This window comes from Peribacillus huizhouensis (genome assembly GCF_014138605.1).
GTDB lineage: Bacteria > Bacillota > Bacilli > Bacillales > DSM-1321 > Peribacillus > Peribacillus huizhouensis.
Genome location: NZ_JACJHX010000003.1, coordinates 206,053 through 221,275, shown reverse-complemented (window position 1 = coordinate 221,275; position 15,223 = coordinate 206,053). Strand labels below are relative to the sequence as shown.

Sequence of the window (15,223 nt, the reverse complement as noted above, 5' to 3'; positions counted from 1 at the left end):
TTGAAATAGGTAGGGGATGAAAAATGAATAGTATTCGAAAGTTTGAGATGCTAAAAACGATAGGGTTGAACAATCAATTAAAAGCAGATTTCATGATGATCATGGTCACTATGTTTTGGGGTTCATCCTATTTGTTCATGAAAATGGGTCTTCATTCTATTCAAGAATTTAACTTGATAGCCTTACGCTTTGGGATTGCCTTTATTTTAGCTGGAATCATATTTTACAAACGCTTGTGCAAGATGGATTTACATACTTTTAAAGCTGGATTTATTTTAGGTACTATCTTGTTTTTGGCGCTTACTGTTGTCACGATTGGATTAACATTCACATCCATTTCTAATGCAGGGTTCCTATTTAGTCTCACGGTCGTATTTGTCCCATTGTTAATAGCCCTCTTCTTTAGAAAAAAACCTGAAAAGAAAATTGTTATCGGCGTACTTTTCTCTATAGTAGGGATCGCTCTTTTAACGTTAAATCAACATTTACAAATTAGTTCTGGCGATTTCCTGATCATTTTAGGTGCTCTTTTTTATGCGATCTATATTATTGTGACAGATAAATTAACAAAAAATGTAGATTCTATTACTCTCGGAGTTTTACAACTAGGTTTTACCGGTGCGTGGGCACTATTATTTTCATTTTGGTTGGAACAACCACATCTTCCTACTACATCGGAATCATGGTTTTCTATTTTAGCTTTAAGTATACTATGCAGTGCCGTTGGGTTTATTGGTCAAACTGCAGCCCAAAAATATACGACCCCTACACACACAGGACTCATCTTTTCATTAGAGCCCGTTTTCGCGGCAATACTCGCTTATATTTTCGTTGATGAAGTACTCTCAGCACGAGGTTATTTAGGAGCAACCCTTGTCTTGATCGGTGTCTTAGCCGCAAAAATAGATTTTAAACATTCATTGATAAGGAAAGGCATTAGGAAAACAATCAACGAGTCTCAAGTGTAATTTTACTTTCCACAGTAATGGAGTCAAGACATCCATTCTATCAGTACATTCAATTGAATAAATTCTCTTTTTTTTGCATAATTATTAACATTTTTATTTATATGTAGAACTTTTATGCTACTATATTCTATATAAACGGACGTATGAAGAGATCATATTTGAAAGATGTGTTTGTTTTGAGTTTATTTTTTACGTATCTTCTAGCAGGTCTGGCCATTGCAATGCCTGTAGGAGCAATGACTGTTGAAATGACGAAGCAAGGGTTAAAAAAGGGATTTTTGCATGGCTGGGCTGTTGGATTAGGTGGTATGACAGTCGATTTCTTCTTAATTATTTCCTTATATTTAGGATTGGCATCGATACTTTCTACGCCTTACATTCAAATTCCCATGTGGCTAATTGGGGCCTGTTTCTTAGCATTTTTGGGTTATGATTCGATCAAAAATTCGGATCAGGGTATTACATTAACTGGTGATAAACCAAATCAATCTTTTTTTAGCTCATACCGAAATGGATTACTCGTAGCGATTTCACCAGGAAATCTTGTGTTTTGGATTTCTGTTTTTGGAGCTGTACTTTCCGATTCCTATGATACGACACAACCGGTAAAGTTTTTAATCGTTGGGGCGGGTATATTAGCTGGTATATTAGTCCATGATATCGGACTCTTGTTAATCGTTACGATTACAAGGAAAATGATGAATCAGACAATGATAAAATGTGTTTCCATTATCGCTGGATTTATTTTAATCGGCTTTGCGGGATACTTCTTATATGAATTTATGATTACAATCAAGGGAATTCTATAAGTGATACTTCAGTTAGTGGGTGTACCTCCCGCTAAAGCCGGATAGAATTCCATTAAAATTTATCAAAACCTAAATTGAAAAAATTCATCAAATATAAAGGGAGATACATATTTGTCATCTATTATATGTATCTCCCTTTTATATTTAACAAAAACCCCTTATCATTGAAGATAATAATTTCCACCAAATAATTTTAAATTCTTTGTATTAGAATGCTCTATACTCCTTCTTTAATTGATGATGTTCGTCATAATGAGAAGTAGGATGATATGAGATTGCCGGGATCTCCGAAAGATTGTTTAAACGTCTTTTATATTCTTCTAAGTATCGTTTTCGGTCTTCATCATTATGTGATGGAGTCCAAGCAATGAAAGGTTCGATAGGTTCTAAGCCAGCAAAGTAAAGCATTCCATGATTGATATGATAAAGTATCCTTTCATGAATATCACCGTCGATTCCATATGGTGTATACGCCTGTTTAGGTGATCCTGTTGTAGTGGACAACATCGCTTTCCTACCTTTCAGTCCACCAGAATCATAACGATTCTCGCTTGAATAAGCGAAACCAGAAGCAAATACTCGATCAAACCAGCCTTTTAAAATGGCAGGAACAGAGAACCACCATAGTGGGAATTGGAAAATGACAAAATCTGCCCAAAGAAGTTTTTCTTGCTCTCTCTGAATATCCTTGGAAAAGCTATTTGTTTTAGTAGCGCGTTTTTGTTCTTTTGCGTACTTAAAAAAATCTTCGTTTTCAAGCATCTGGAAGTCATCACGGTCGGCAACAGCTTTGAAATTCATCGCATACAAATCTGACACTTTGACTTGATGACCTAAAGATGTTAATTCTGAAACATCAAGGTCCTTTAAAGCACCATTAAAGGACTTAGGCTCTGGGTGGGCGTAGATAATAAGTACATTCATAATTTGGACTCCTTTAGATTTTTTTTAACCCAACTATCCTCATCCACTATTAGATGATTTAAACCACTCTTATTGCAATCAATATCTTTCTTCTACAATTCTCCTTTTTTCTTTAGAAAATCTTTTTTTAGATTGTTTTTTAGAAGTTGAGTTTGCTATAAGTACACCAGCTAAAATGAGAACTGCGCCAAAATACCCTTGTAGTCCCATAATTTCATGCAAAAAGATGAAGGCAAAGATACCTGTAAAAACAGGTTCTAGCGAAAATAGAAAACTTACACTTGTAGGTGTCGTGTACTTTTGAACGATCGTCTGCATGACAAAGCCATAAGCAGAACAGATGAGTGCTAGACCAAAGATCGCAAACCACTGGATCATGTCATTCGGTAAAACAGGTGTTTCAAATAGAAAGGTTGAGATGATTGCATACAAAGTAGCGAATCCGAGTTGATAGATCCCTAACTGTAAGGCATTAACCTCATGGACAAAGCGATTTGTCACGATAATATGTACCGCATTAAAAAGGGAAGCAACTAAACAAAAAAATGCACCAGATCCAAAGTTCATATCATCGGAGATCATGAGTAAAGCTAAACCAGTAGTGACAATTAGAACGCCCCATGCTATTTTTTTACTAGGAAGTTTATGTGTAATAAATATTTGTAAAACAGGAACGAGGATAACCGTTGTACTTGTCAAAAAACCAGCTGTAGAAGCTGTCGTGTTTTTCATACCATACATAAGTGAAACGAAAATCCCCAAAAGTATAGCACCCGAAATCGCACTGTAATGCAACGTTTTAGTATTTACATGAATGATTTTTTTGAAGAATATTGCGAACATCACGATAAACGCAATGCAAAATCGTAAAGCGATAATGGTGATTGGAGGGATTTCAGCCACACTGATCTTCATAAAGATATACGATGATCCCCACGCCACTGAAACCGTAGCTAAAATCAAGTTTGCTTGTCGTTGTGTCATCATTGTAAGCCCTTCGCCCTTTCATCGATTTCTTTAAAGTTTAGCAATATCGTATCACCAGTATTTGCATTAATAAAACGAATATTTATAATGCAACTATTAGATATCCTAATATAAAGGGGATGGTATCGATGAATATGTATTATGCTTTTATCAAAGCAATCGAAACAGGCAGTTTTACTAGAGCGGCAGAAGAGCTTGGCTATACTCAATCTGCCATTAGCCAAATGGTGCATTCATTAGAGAAGGAGCTTTCTACTACTCTTATTGTACGTTCACGAACGGGGATTACTCTGACAGCAGATGGCGAGGAATTCTTTCCATATATTACAAATATATATCATTCACACCGTAAATTGCTAGAAAAGCAAAAAGAAATGGTAGGACTCCATAGTGGGCTTATTCGAATTGGAACATTTTCTAGTGTCTCATGTCATTGGCTGCCAGCATTGATGAAAGAGTTTAAGGAACAGTACCCTGCTGTTCAGTTCGAATTACATCAAGGTGAATACAAGGATATTTCAAATTGGATTAAAGAAGGGAGAGTAGATTTCGGTTTTGTCAATCCAAAAGCTGTATCAAATGTCACGACCATTCCCTTGCAAGAAGATGAGATGCTTGCCGTATTGCCGGCAAATCATCTTTTAGCTGCAGCAGAGAAAGTTACATTGAAAGAATTAACCGAAGAACCTTATATCCTTTTAGGCGAGAGAAAGATTAGTGAACCATTAACGATTTTTAAACAAAACAACTTTGAACCTAATATTCAATATCAAGTACATGATGATTATACGATTATGTCTATGATTGAACAGGGGCTTGGCATTTCTATTTTACCCAAGCTTGTTTTAAGTAGATGTCCGTATAATATTGTTACAAAAGAAATCTCTCCAGCTGTCATTCGTACAATCAGTCTGGCATACAAGGACAAAAGGGTATTGCCAATTGCAAGTAAATATTTTATTGACTTTATCCTTGAAAGGTATAAAAATCCTTTATGAAGTTTAATTAAAGTCCGTGCACATATACAATTAAAAAATTCACGGCAATAGTATAATGTTAAATAATTAATATAAGACATTCTTTGAAAGAATGTCTCAGATTGTCGACAAAAGCGGTTCAGCAAATTGTTAATTTTCTGAACCGCTTCTCATTTTTTATCCTTTTAATAACTCTGTATGTACCTTTATTCTTCACTTTTTTCAGTACTTGAATATCCATTTCCTCTTTTCTTTCTTCAAATCTTTTAATAATGGATCACTTCTCCTGCTACTTTGTTTTAACCGTTAGAACAATAAACCCGGCAATAACCATCACTACTGACAGACTGATAAACACGATGGAGAAAGATCCGCCAAATAGAGTAATTAAAGCTCCAAAAGTCATTGGGGCAACAAATCCGCCAAGTGTCGAACCCGTATTGATAATCCCAACGGATGAACCAATTACTTTTTCAGGCAGGATTTTGTGAGGCCAAGAGAATACCCCAACAAAGATAATGGTTAATAAAAATGTAAGCACATATAACAAGCCAATAGATACTGCCAATGAATCAGAAAGCACCAGACCTACAAATGCTCCAGCTGAAAGGATCGAACTACTTAAAAATAATACTTTTTCTTTATCAGCAAAAAATTTTGTCAATAAAATGCCTGCTAATAAGGAAGCAATTGTTCCCCCAACAGCGTTGATTGCTAGGATCGTTCCAACTGTACTAATCGATAATGCAAATTTTGCTTTTAAGAAAGATGGCAGCCAAGACATATTTCCATAAAACGCCATATTAACTAAAACCATCACCATAAATAAAACGATTACATTTCGATTCAAAATGACTGACTTAAAACTAGCTTGCTTTGGTTCAACCTTCCTTTTCTCAATTGCAGTTCCACTAGGTACAAAGAAAATAACCAAAATTAACGAAATGAGAAATAATGTACCTAATACATAATATGCATAGTGCCAGTCCAAATCTATTAGTCTTGCTCCGAATAGGAAAGCTAGGATTCCTCCAATTCCACTTGTTGATAATATTAGCGATTGGATGAAAGTCCGTCTATCTTTCGAGAAATTCACCGCGATACTTTTTGACGTACTTGATGGATAGCCTGCATGTCCAACACCTGCAAAGAAACGAATCAAAATAAATAAAATAAGACTTCCTACAAAACCAAATGCAAATGTAAATACAGTAATCAGTGAAAGAGATATAATTAAAACCTTTTTATAGCCAATTTTATCTGCTAACCATCCACCCGGAATTTGCATTAAGGAATAGCCTAAGAAAAACAAACTCATGATTAAACCTGTCTGACTTGTTGTAAAATTGTACTGCTCTGCTATAGGGATAATCGCTGTCGAAATCATATTTTTGTCCATGTAAAGCAAGGAGTAACCAAACATTAAAACCGTAATCAGCAAAATTTCACTTGGTTTTTTCTCCTTTTGAATAGAATTCTTTCTTACCATTTGTTGATTTGTTCCTTCTGTGTATTGCTCTTGTAATGCACTTTTGGAAATAGACATAAAAAGTCTCCCCTCACCAAATCGTAATCGCTATCATTTCCAGAATAATTATATCATAATACATTTTTTTGAAAAATTGTAATTTTCTTTAAAAGCATCCTGTATCTTTGATAAAAAATAGGTGTTCATAAAGATGAATTATTTCAAAATCCCCCCTTATATTTTACATTCACTTTCACATAGAACTCTGCATTTTTATTATATATGAGTAATTTTAAGACAATGCCAGCTACCATCACGCTCGCTACTTTAGTAACTTCGGAAGTTCTTTTCTTTGAAAGCCATTCAAATGAAAAAAGATTCTTTTTATTTTACTGTTATAAATTGTTACTGTCTTATTCATTGGTTCTGCAATATCTAGTGTTAATAGTTACATTAAAGTGTATCTTGAAACCATAATGAAACTTCAATTAGTGGGGGTTATCTTTATCCCCCACTAATTGTTAATCCCATTCTACTGTTGCTAAGATCTTACTTTCTCTTTGAACTATCGACAGTACGAATTAAGGTTCAATGATTCACCTTTATTTAAATCCACAGCAAAGCACTGTTAGAGAAAGTCGGTTAAGCCATATTCTCTGCAATCTCTTTCAGTGCCTTTGCCCGAGATATGATGAATGATTTCATATACTTTTCCAAAAACAACGTATCAGCTAAAACACCAATTGAACCGAATGGAGATTTATATTCAAATGTATCGATCATTAATGTTCCACCTGATTCCTCGATAAACTGATGCGTATGAACAAAAGAATGGAAAGCACCCTTCACCATAATATCTACAAATTTATTTGGTTTTTCCATTACTATCACTTTCGCTGTTAACCTTTGCTTAATCCCAAAATGAATGGCTTCCCAAGTAACAATATCTCCCTCCTCCAATAACCCTTCGGTCACACCACCTACTGCCCTCTCCTTTGTTTTCGATGTTGTTTCAGTATGAATATCCACATCCCTCGCTAAGTCAAAACATACTTCAATTGGCGCTTTAATTAATTGTTGATTCGCAATAACCGGCATAACTTCTTCTCCTTATACGTATTCTCTAACACTACCATTATTATACAGTTAAACATCCATCCGTGGGACCTTACTACCCGTAATTGGGATCAATCACATAATTGGAAGTTGCACTTTCTTCTACAATTCTAAGGAAACTTTAAGATAACTCTTCTATTTCTTTAAACTCTAGTCGGTATGATTCAACTATAGACAAAACCTAGATGGCATTTAATAGACCGCCATTTATATTGAATCATTACGAATGAAAAGCAAAGACAATTGCCTTAGACAAAACAAAAGGCGGTTTAGTAACTAATACTCAAACGATTGAAAATCACAAGCTAAAAATACAAAATTTCCTTTTTCAATCAAGATACAGAATATGATGTCGATATCGCCGCACTAACTGGAGACATTTTGAATATTGATCAAAACATGAAATAACTACGAAGGTGATTTAGTCATTACTTACCTTTCTCTTCTACTTACATTAAATTGTGCCAAACGGAATAAAAAATTTTAGGAGGTTTTTAATATGATCCAAAATTTTAAAGTTAAAACATTGTTTAAAGATCAAATTCATGAACGTCAGCAATTTACACTTAGCTTTGAAGGGGCTACTTATCAAGGGATTTTCCACGATGACAACATTCAGTGGTTTCATCCTCATCCGCATACTAAACTTGCTGAAGAAGTTCTAAAAAATTTGGAAGCCAACATATATGATTTAATGCAAGAGCATATCCATCAAAATTTAAAAATAAAACCAATGTTTAAGGATCAAGTTCATGAACGTCAGCAATTTATATTAAACTTCAAAGGGGACACATACCAAGGGATTTTCCACAATGAAGAGATTCAGTGGTTTCATCCTCAACCGCATACTAAGCTTGCTGAAGAGGATATTAAAGTTTTGGAGTCGAAAGTGTTTGACTTGATGCAAACCCACATTAATCAAGATTTTAAAATTAAACCGTTGTTTGAAGATCAAATTCATGAACGGCAACAGTTTACGCTAAGCTTTGAAGGCGATCATTATCATGGTATTTTTCACGATGATGGCATTCAGTGGTTTCACCCTCAACCTAAACAAAATCTCGAAGAAGACGATCTTCAAGATTTGGAATCAAAAGTGTTTGACTTGATGCAGAACCACATCTACCAAGACTTTAAAGTAAAGCTATTGTTTGAAAATCAGCAGTAAACCTCATATTGAAAAATTTGTAAAAAGGGGCTGACCTCGTCACTCTAAATCAGGTGGTAGTGTTTCATAACACTTATTTTATACTGAATTTAGAGCTGCGGGGAGGCCCTTTCTTTCTCTCCTCTTTCAAAAGCTAGAGGTCCTTTTCTCCTCCTCTATATCCATTCACCTTGTAATAACCAATGGAATTATTCAAATATGAATTTGTCGAAAATCATTCCATTCATTTTTCCTTATTACTGAAGTAAGTGGGGAATCATGCTATACTAGATTAAATAATGTTCGTTCAGCCCGATAAACTTCACTAGTTTATAAAACGGGTACTAGTATGGCAAGTAGCATAAAAAAACAATCTATAATGACTGAAATACTTATATTAATACATGAAAGTACAACAAATAGCTGATTGCTAGCCTTATAAAAGTAACATGAACACATACCTCGGATAAACAAATGAAGATTTAAATACGAGTTAAATCACTTTAAGGAGGACTTATAAAATGACACTAGCTGAGTACAATGAAAAGTACGAATCGATCATTCGCAGCAGCAATATTTCTGACAGACAAAAAGCTCTACAATTGGCTGATTTAATGATCGATATGGAAGGGCAAATCAATCAGGCAGGGGAAGTGCAAAATAAAGAAGTTTTTGCGTTATATAAAAAAGTATCGCTTCTATCCACCTTGTTATAATCGATCGGCTACTTTAGACCTTACTTACTAGTGAGGTTCTTTTTTGAGGAGTTGTTTAATTCTATTATGGCATTTCTATTCCCTCTATCTACTTAACTACCCCAATATTCATCTTACCCTAACAAATAATAGTAGTTCGCTTTCACAAAATAAGGAAAGACAAATAAAGTATTCCACAAAAAAACTCTAAAACGAATAGAATATTCTACACGTTTTAGAGTTTACACGTATCCTCAGTATCCACTGATGGAAGTTTTTTATCTTTTAGGTGCTAATTCAATCGCTGATCTAATAGCGGCTAACATACTTTTATCATCCGCGATGTTTTTACCAGCAATATCAAATGCTGTACCGTGGTCAACAGACGTTCTAATAATGCCGCCTTTTAAGCCAACTGTAATATTAACGCCTTCTTCAATGCCCATTACTTTTACTGGAGCATGTCCTTGGTCATGATAGCAAGCAACGACAACATCAAAATCGCCTCTGCCAGCTCTGAAGAATAATGTATCAGCTGGAAGTGGACCAGTTACATTGATTCCTTCAGCTTTCGCTTGTTCAATACCAGGCATTAATTTTTCTTCTTCTTCGCCATTACCAAACAAACCATTTTCACCAGCATGTGGGTTAATACCACAAACCGCGATTCTAGGATTGTCAAAGCCAGCTTTTGATAATGTATCATGTGCTAATTTAACAACTTTATAAGTTCTTTCTGGGTTGATGCTTTCAATCGCTTCAATTAATCCCATATGTGTTGTTAAATGGATTACTCTTAAGTTAGGAGTTGTTAACATCATTGAGAAATCTTCTGTATCTGTTAAATCAGCAAGAATTTCAGTGTGTCCTGGGTAGATGTGACCACCTTTATGCAACGCTTCTTTATTCAAAGGAGCTGTACAGATTGAATCAATTTTTTGTTCTTTTGCTAACTCGATTGATTTAGCCAAATATTGGAATGCAGCATCTCCAGCAGCAGCTGAAACTTCTCCGAAAGGTTGGTCAACTGGTAAAAGATCTAAATCGATTACATCAATTGTTCCATATTCAAATTTAGCTTCTGAAGGATCTTTAATCATATTGATTGTTGCTTTTGAATCAACAATCGGGCTGACTTTTTCTAAAATTTTTGCATCCCCGATAACCAATGGGTTACAGTTGTCATATACTTCCTTGTGATTAAGTGATTTAACGATAATTTCAGGACCAATTCCTGCAGCGTCTCCCATAGTAATTCCGATAATTGGTTTCATAATTCATTTTTCCCCCTTTAATTTTTTTATTGCATTAATGAAAACATCTTCTGCACCAAAACCACCAGCTTTAGTGACTACATAAATGTTATCATTCCCTAAAAACTTAGAAATAGGAACACCTATTTCAAGTTCGTCTAGTAATTCAAAACCTTTGACATCCCATAAAGTACAGATTTGTTTTGCCGTATCTCCACCAGTCATCGTAACACCTGTGAAAATTCCTGATTCTAAGAGCACAGAACAAACCGCACCTATTGCTTTTACTATTTCATTGCTAATTTCAGTATGGCTAAGTCCTTTTAATTCTCCAGTACTCCATGCTTTCTCAATATCTTCTTTTTCACCTGTGGAATAGATCAAAACATCTAGTCCCTCTTCTGCTTTTTGCATGGCTTCGTGGTAGACTCTTCTGATTTCACTTGTTCTTTCCGTATCCTCAGCAATCGCTTTATAGGATTCGAATGGGATTGCGTAGACATTTGTTTTTTCTAACAGCACCTTCATCTGTGCTCTAGAGTTTTTATTCACACTACCAACAACCGTAAGTGTTGGATTCGTGTTTGTATGAATAGCCAATTCTTGATCCTTTTTTGGGATACCATAGTAGTCAGGAAGATAATTGGCAATCCCAGCAGAACCGACCCAAGTAAATTGATAGGCTAATTCTTTAGTGTAATCCAAAATTTGTTTAAGATGATGTTCTTCCGTTGAATCAATGATAAGGTATGTTATTTCTTTTTGGAAATAATCCTTAATTTTTTCGTGAACAAATTGTTCCCCTTGTTCTAAGTCGTCAACTGTAATCGTTCCAATTGGATGTTTCGTTTGTTCTTTTAAAAGTTCGGGTAAATATGATTGTGTTATAGGTGTTTTAGGATCTTTTGCAATCTCTGTTTCTCCTAATGGAACACCTTTTAAATAGTGTGTAGATTGGAGAATCGTTCGATTGTTTTTAGGATAGCCAGGTGCAATCATGACGAAATCAGGTTTCATAACCTCATATACCGCGTCAATTTCTGCACCAATATTTCCCCTCATTGTTGAATCGAGTTTTTTGAAAATATTTTTAAAACCAGCATTTTTGAGAAACTCTGCTATTTGTTTCACTTTTTCGTATGCTTCTTTTCGATCGATCGAACGACTATCCGTATCAAAAACAACAGCTTCATAATTATTAACGCTTGTTTCGTCCATATCAAATAAAACAGTCGTTTTTAAACCGTGACGAGCTAATTGAACCCCACTATCATTGGCACCAGTCAAATCATCTGCGATGATAGCTAATTTCATAATCGATCTCCTCCGAAAATACAATTTATCATTTTAAAAGAAGAGAGAAATTATAACGCTCTTACTTTTCAACGATATTAGTTCTAATAACCTTTTAACTAGCTTTAGCCATTACGGCTTTTTTATCTAATCGTTTTGCTAAGAACCCGATAAACAGCGGTAATAATATAGCAGTTGTTACAACACTTGCTGCAATTTGAACAGTTGCTAGTTCTGCAATTGGTTCAAATGATGCATTGGCAGCAACAATTGCAATCGGCGTTCCAACTGCGTTTCCAGCTGTTGAACCTTCAGAAGCACCAACAATCGGATTCCAACCAATCCATTTGAAAAGTAAGTACCCAATTCCACCAGTTAGTGCAACAGTAATGACACCAAGGAAAATACCACTAATTCCACCTTTAATAATGGCACTAAAGTCGATTCCCATACCTAGAGAAAAAGCAAAGAAAGGAACTAGCTTGTCGCTACCTTTATTTAAGAAGTCTCCCATTTCCGGGTCTAAGTTCCCGATAACAATACCGATAATTAATGGAAGTAATACAGCAACGAAAGACATTGGCGAGAACATACCATTGGCGAAGCCCATAGTACCAAAAATGGATAAGGCAACCATTGTTAAAAATGGTCCATCACTTAATGCTAAAAATGGATAAGCAGCTTTGTCATCTTCTTTCCCATATTGACCAGCAAGAGCAATATAAAGGCCACCGTTTGAATTCGTCATAGCAGCAATAATAGCTAATGGTGCTAAGCCTAAAAATAATCCATTATCGTCCGCAAGCCAAAAAGCAAGGAGACCGACTAAAGAGCCGAGTACCCATTTAAAAACTAAAAGTGTTACACCTTTACCAACAGAAGAACCGGCTGTTTTAAATGTGATTTGAGTACCTGCTATTAATAGGAATAAAGCAATTAATGCACTGGCACTATTTACAAATAATGCTTCTGTAAAGCCACCAATTCTTAATATGCCAGGAAAAAATGTGTTGATAGTTGCAGCTAGTAATAACGGAACAACCATCATTCCTCCTGGAACACGATCTAGTGTTGCTTTAATCCTCATTCTATTAACCCCTTTTTGAAACTTAAATTATATATAATAATGTTCGCAATCATTATATTAAGATAAACCGTTTTCAAATGCAACAGTTTTTAATTATTTTATCTCAAAAAATATTATACTGTTTAATATTGAAACAATTCTTTCGACAAAGTTTAAAGTTAGCCTGTTTATGCCTAATCTTTCAGCTGCTTTGTTTGATTATTATTATCTTCATTTAATACCATTTGAAACATTATTTTCTATCTTTTTCAAAGTGCACTTCATTGAAACGACATGATGTTCTCAATCTATACATAAAGAGGCAGCCCCATAACAAAAAGTCCAGAACCTCACATCTACACAATCGTTTATTAGTATTATTTCTTAATAAACGATTGTGTAGATGTGAGGTCATACTTTTATAAGGCTACCTCTTCAAGTCTTCCTATATGTTCACTTGCCTATGTTACAGTTTAAATTGCTGTACAATATCCTGCAATTCCTCGGCGATTTGTGATAAAGAAGTCGCAGAACTTCTGATTTCTTCCATAGAAGCTAATTGTTCTTGTGTAGATGCTGAAACATTTTGAGCGCCACCTGCTGTTGCGTCTGCTACTTTTGCAACTGCTTCAAAAGTGTAAACAAATTGTTCCGTACCAGTAGAAATATCCTGGATTTTAGATGTGACTTGTTCGATTTGTTCCGATATGGTATTGAAGAAACCTGTAATTTCCGTAAACGATGAACCTGCATCGCTGACTACTTCAATTCCTTTGTCTACTTCCACTGTTCCTGATTCCATTGATTTTACCGCATTTGCTGTTTCATTCTGAATCGATCCAATCATTTGTCTAATTTGATCAGTTGATTGTGCCGATTGTTCTGCAAGTTTACGTACTTCATCTGCAACAACAGCAAATCCTTTGCCATGCTCTCCTGCCCTAGCCGCCTCAATCGCTGCATTCAACGCAAGTAAATTTGTTTGATCGGCTATATTTGTAATAACATCTACAATTTTACTAATTTCTTGTGAATGGCTACCTAAAACTTGGATACTGCTTGATAATTCATTTACTGTTTTCTTAATGTATTCCATTTGTCCAATAGTTGTTTCAATCGCTTTGTTTCCTACTGCAACAGCCGATGATGCATTAGCTGCTGTTTGTGAAACCTCTTTTGAACTAGCAGCAATATATTGAATCGATGCTGACATATCTCCAGCCATTCTTGAACTTTGTTCAATCTGGTTAGACTGACTCTCCATACCTGCAGCAACTTCCTGAATCGATGAAGAAATTTGTTCTGTTGCCGATGTATTCTGTTCTGTACTAGCATTTAATTGTTCCGAAGATGCTGCTAGTGTACTTGATTTTTCCCGTACCTCCAAAATGACCTTATTAAGGCCCTTTCTCATCTGCTCAAACGCTGTCGCTAAATAACCGATTTCATCCTGCGATTTCGACTTGATTTGAACACTTAAATCGCCTTGACTCAAATTATTCGCCGCCCCGACTAGCTCAGTAATTGGACGAATCATTGAGCGAATGATGAAGAAAATCAATAAGCCTCCAAGTATAATCGAAATACTTATGACGATTAATGTTGTTTTTAAAATAGGTTTAACTGCATCAGCTACTTCACTTTGATTCATACTGCCGACAATTTTCCAACCTGTTAATTCACTCGTTGAAAACGCTAATTTCCTCGACTCCCCATTTGCTACATAATTAAACTTGCCTGATTGAGCCGCTTGCAATTTTTTAGACAAACCGTCTTCTACTTTTGTGCCAACCTCAATCTTCGGGTGGGTAATATAATGATTATTCTTATCGATTACATATAAATAACCTTGTTTGCCAATTTTGATTTGATTGACTAAATTGATAAAACTCCCCAATTTAAGATCAACAGCAACAACCCCTTTTCCATCGGTCGTTGCTTTGGCTATCGTAATGACGACTTGTTTAGTCGCTAGCGATACGCGTGGATCTGTAATAAGTATCTGACCCTTATTAGCCATCGCATCCTGATACCAAGGTCGCACTCTTGGATCATAACCAGGTGGATTTTTTACTGTAGACGGCGAATTAATAAATTGCCCGTTCTCTGTTGCTATAAATGTTTGTTCAACATCTGCTTTATCGCTCTGTATTGTATCTAGCAATCTTCTCATTTGAAAATCATCATCTTCGACAATATTAGAAATGACAACTGAATTTGCTAAATAATTGACATTTTCTATATGTGAACGAATGAATTGCTCTACTGAATGATTAATGATCCCTACATCTTTTTGCGCCGTCTCTATCATTTGTTGATCTAAATTATTTTGCGAACTTTGATAAGAGAATATAGCTATTGAAAAACTTGGTACTAATAAAATGATTAAAAACACTATTATTAATTTCTTCCTCAAGCTAAAACGAAACTTGGTATCTTTAGTTTTTTTCATATATATGCCCCCTATTTAATTGTTGAAATTTGAAATATTCAAAAACCAGCTTAACAATACCTTTATTT

Annotated in this window: 13 protein-coding genes; 5 read left to right on the top strand and 8 right to left on the bottom strand. The window is 35.2% G+C overall.

Going from position 1 to position 15,223, the window contains the following annotated elements:
• Nucleotides 1–65 precede the first annotated feature (65 nt).
• Nucleotides 66–968: a DMT family transporter gene (locus tag HNP81_RS06695; RefSeq protein ID WP_182502192.1), complete on the top strand. Its 903-nt coding sequence runs from the start codon at nt 66–68 to the stop codon at nt 966–968.
• A 176-nt stretch (nt 969–1,144) separates the two neighbouring features.
• The gene (locus HNP81_RS06690) at nt 1,145–1,777 is read left to right on the top strand and encodes a LysE family translocator (protein WP_182502191.1); all 633 of its coding nucleotides are present in this window, start codon (nt 1,145–1,147) and stop codon (nt 1,775–1,777) included.
• A 207-nt stretch (nt 1,778–1,984) separates the two neighbouring features.
• On the opposite strand, the gene HNP81_RS06685 is transcribed toward HNP81_RS06690, so the two are convergent.
• Nucleotides 1,985–2,701: an NAD(P)H-dependent oxidoreductase gene (locus HNP81_RS06685; RefSeq protein ID WP_182502033.1), complete on the bottom strand. Its 717-nt coding sequence runs from the start codon at nt 2,699–2,701 to the stop codon at nt 1,985–1,987.
• A gap of 78 nt (nt 2,702–2,779) precedes the next feature.
• Nucleotides 2,780–3,688, bottom strand: coding sequence for a DMT family transporter (locus tag HNP81_RS06680; RefSeq protein ID WP_246399256.1), 909 nt, complete (start codon nt 3,686–3,688; stop codon nt 2,780–2,782).
• 128 nt (nt 3,689–3,816) lie between these two features.
• On the opposite strand from HNP81_RS06680, the gene HNP81_RS06675 reads away from it, so the two are divergent.
• The gene (locus tag HNP81_RS06675) at nt 3,817–4,686 is read left to right on the top strand and encodes a LysR family transcriptional regulator (RefSeq protein WP_182502032.1); all 870 of its coding nucleotides are present in this window, start codon (nt 3,817–3,819) and stop codon (nt 4,684–4,686) included.
• 268 nt (nt 4,687–4,954) lie between these two features.
• On the opposite strand, the gene HNP81_RS06670 is transcribed toward HNP81_RS06675, so the two are convergent.
• The gene (locus HNP81_RS06670; protein ID WP_220478513.1) at nt 4,955–6,211 is read right to left on the bottom strand and encodes an MFS transporter; all 1,257 of its coding nucleotides are present in this window, start codon (nt 6,209–6,211) and stop codon (nt 4,955–4,957) included.
• Nucleotides 6,212–6,775: 564 nt separating this feature from the next.
• On the bottom strand, nt 6,776–7,231 hold the full coding sequence (locus HNP81_RS06665) for an SRPBCC family protein (RefSeq protein ID WP_028392438.1): 456 nt from the start codon (nt 7,229–7,231) through the stop codon (nt 6,776–6,778).
• 517 nt (nt 7,232–7,748) lie between these two features.
• Between HNP81_RS06665 and HNP81_RS06660 the strand changes: the two genes are divergently transcribed.
• Together HNP81_RS06660 and HNP81_RS06655 are read left to right on the top strand one after the other, a co-directional pair.
• The gene (locus HNP81_RS06660) at nt 7,749–8,417 is read left to right on the top strand and encodes a DUF5342 family protein (RefSeq protein ID WP_182502031.1); all 669 of its coding nucleotides are present in this window, start codon (nt 7,749–7,751) and stop codon (nt 8,415–8,417) included.
• A 500-nt stretch (nt 8,418–8,917) separates the two neighbouring features.
• Entirely contained in the window at nt 8,918–9,112 is a 195-nt protein-coding gene (locus tag HNP81_RS06655) for a hypothetical protein (RefSeq protein ID WP_182502030.1), read from the top strand.
• A gap of 257 nt (nt 9,113–9,369) precedes the next feature.
• Here HNP81_RS06655 and pdxA read toward each other — a convergent pair whose 3' ends face one another.
• From pdxA to HNP81_RS06635, 4 genes are all read right to left on the bottom strand, one after another.
• Complete coding sequence (gene pdxA, locus HNP81_RS06650; RefSeq protein ID WP_028392440.1) at nt 9,370–10,365, bottom strand: 4-hydroxythreonine-4-phosphate dehydrogenase PdxA; 996 nt, start codon at nt 10,363–10,365, stop codon at nt 9,370–9,372.
• A gap of 3 nt (nt 10,366–10,368) precedes the next feature.
• Entirely contained in the window at nt 10,369–11,658 is a 1,290-nt protein-coding gene (locus HNP81_RS06645) for a four-carbon acid sugar kinase family protein (protein WP_182502029.1), read from the bottom strand.
• A gap of 94 nt (nt 11,659–11,752) precedes the next feature.
• The gene (locus tag HNP81_RS06640; RefSeq protein WP_182502028.1) at nt 11,753–12,724 is read right to left on the bottom strand and encodes a 2-keto-3-deoxygluconate permease; all 972 of its coding nucleotides are present in this window, start codon (nt 12,722–12,724) and stop codon (nt 11,753–11,755) included.
• A 445-nt stretch (nt 12,725–13,169) separates the two neighbouring features.
• Nucleotides 13,170–15,155, bottom strand: coding sequence for a methyl-accepting chemotaxis protein (locus HNP81_RS06635; RefSeq protein ID WP_182502027.1), 1,986 nt, complete (start codon nt 15,153–15,155; stop codon nt 13,170–13,172).
• Between the last annotated feature and the right edge of the window lie 68 nt (nt 15,156–15,223).

Coding starts and splice junctions, on each gene's coding strand:
- HNP81_RS06645 (WP_182502029.1), bottom strand. CDS start 11,658: ATGAAATTAGCTATCATCGCAGATGATTTGACTGGTGCCAATGATAGT.
- pdxA (WP_028392440.1), bottom strand. CDS start 10,365: ATGAAACCAATTATCGGAATTACTATGGGAGACGCTGCAGGAATTGGT.
- HNP81_RS06640 (WP_182502028.1), bottom strand. CDS start 12,724: ATGAGGATTAAAGCAACACTAGATCGTGTTCCAGGAGGAATGATGGTT.
- HNP81_RS06680 (WP_246399256.1), bottom strand. CDS start 3,688: ATGATGACACAACGACAAGCAAACTTGATTTTAGCTACGGTTTCAGTG.
- HNP81_RS06685 (WP_182502033.1), bottom strand. CDS start 2,701: ATGAATGTACTTATTATCTACGCCCACCCAGAGCCTAAGTCCTTTAAT.
- HNP81_RS06675 (WP_182502032.1), top strand. CDS start 3,817: ATGAATATGTATTATGCTTTTATCAAAGCAATCGAAACAGGCAGTTTT.
- HNP81_RS06665 (WP_028392438.1), bottom strand. CDS start 7,231: ATGCCGGTTATTGCGAATCAACAATTAATTAAAGCGCCAATTGAAGTA.
- HNP81_RS06655 (WP_182502030.1), top strand. CDS start 8,918: ATGACACTAGCTGAGTACAATGAAAAGTACGAATCGATCATTCGCAGC.
- HNP81_RS06670 (WP_220478513.1), bottom strand. CDS start 6,211: ATGTCTATTTCCAAAAGTGCATTACAAGAGCAATACACAGAAGGAACA.
- HNP81_RS06635 (WP_182502027.1), bottom strand. CDS start 15,155: ATGAAAAAAACTAAAGATACCAAGTTTCGTTTTAGCTTGAGGAAGAAA.
- HNP81_RS06660 (WP_182502031.1), top strand. CDS start 7,749: ATGATCCAAAATTTTAAAGTTAAAACATTGTTTAAAGATCAAATTCAT.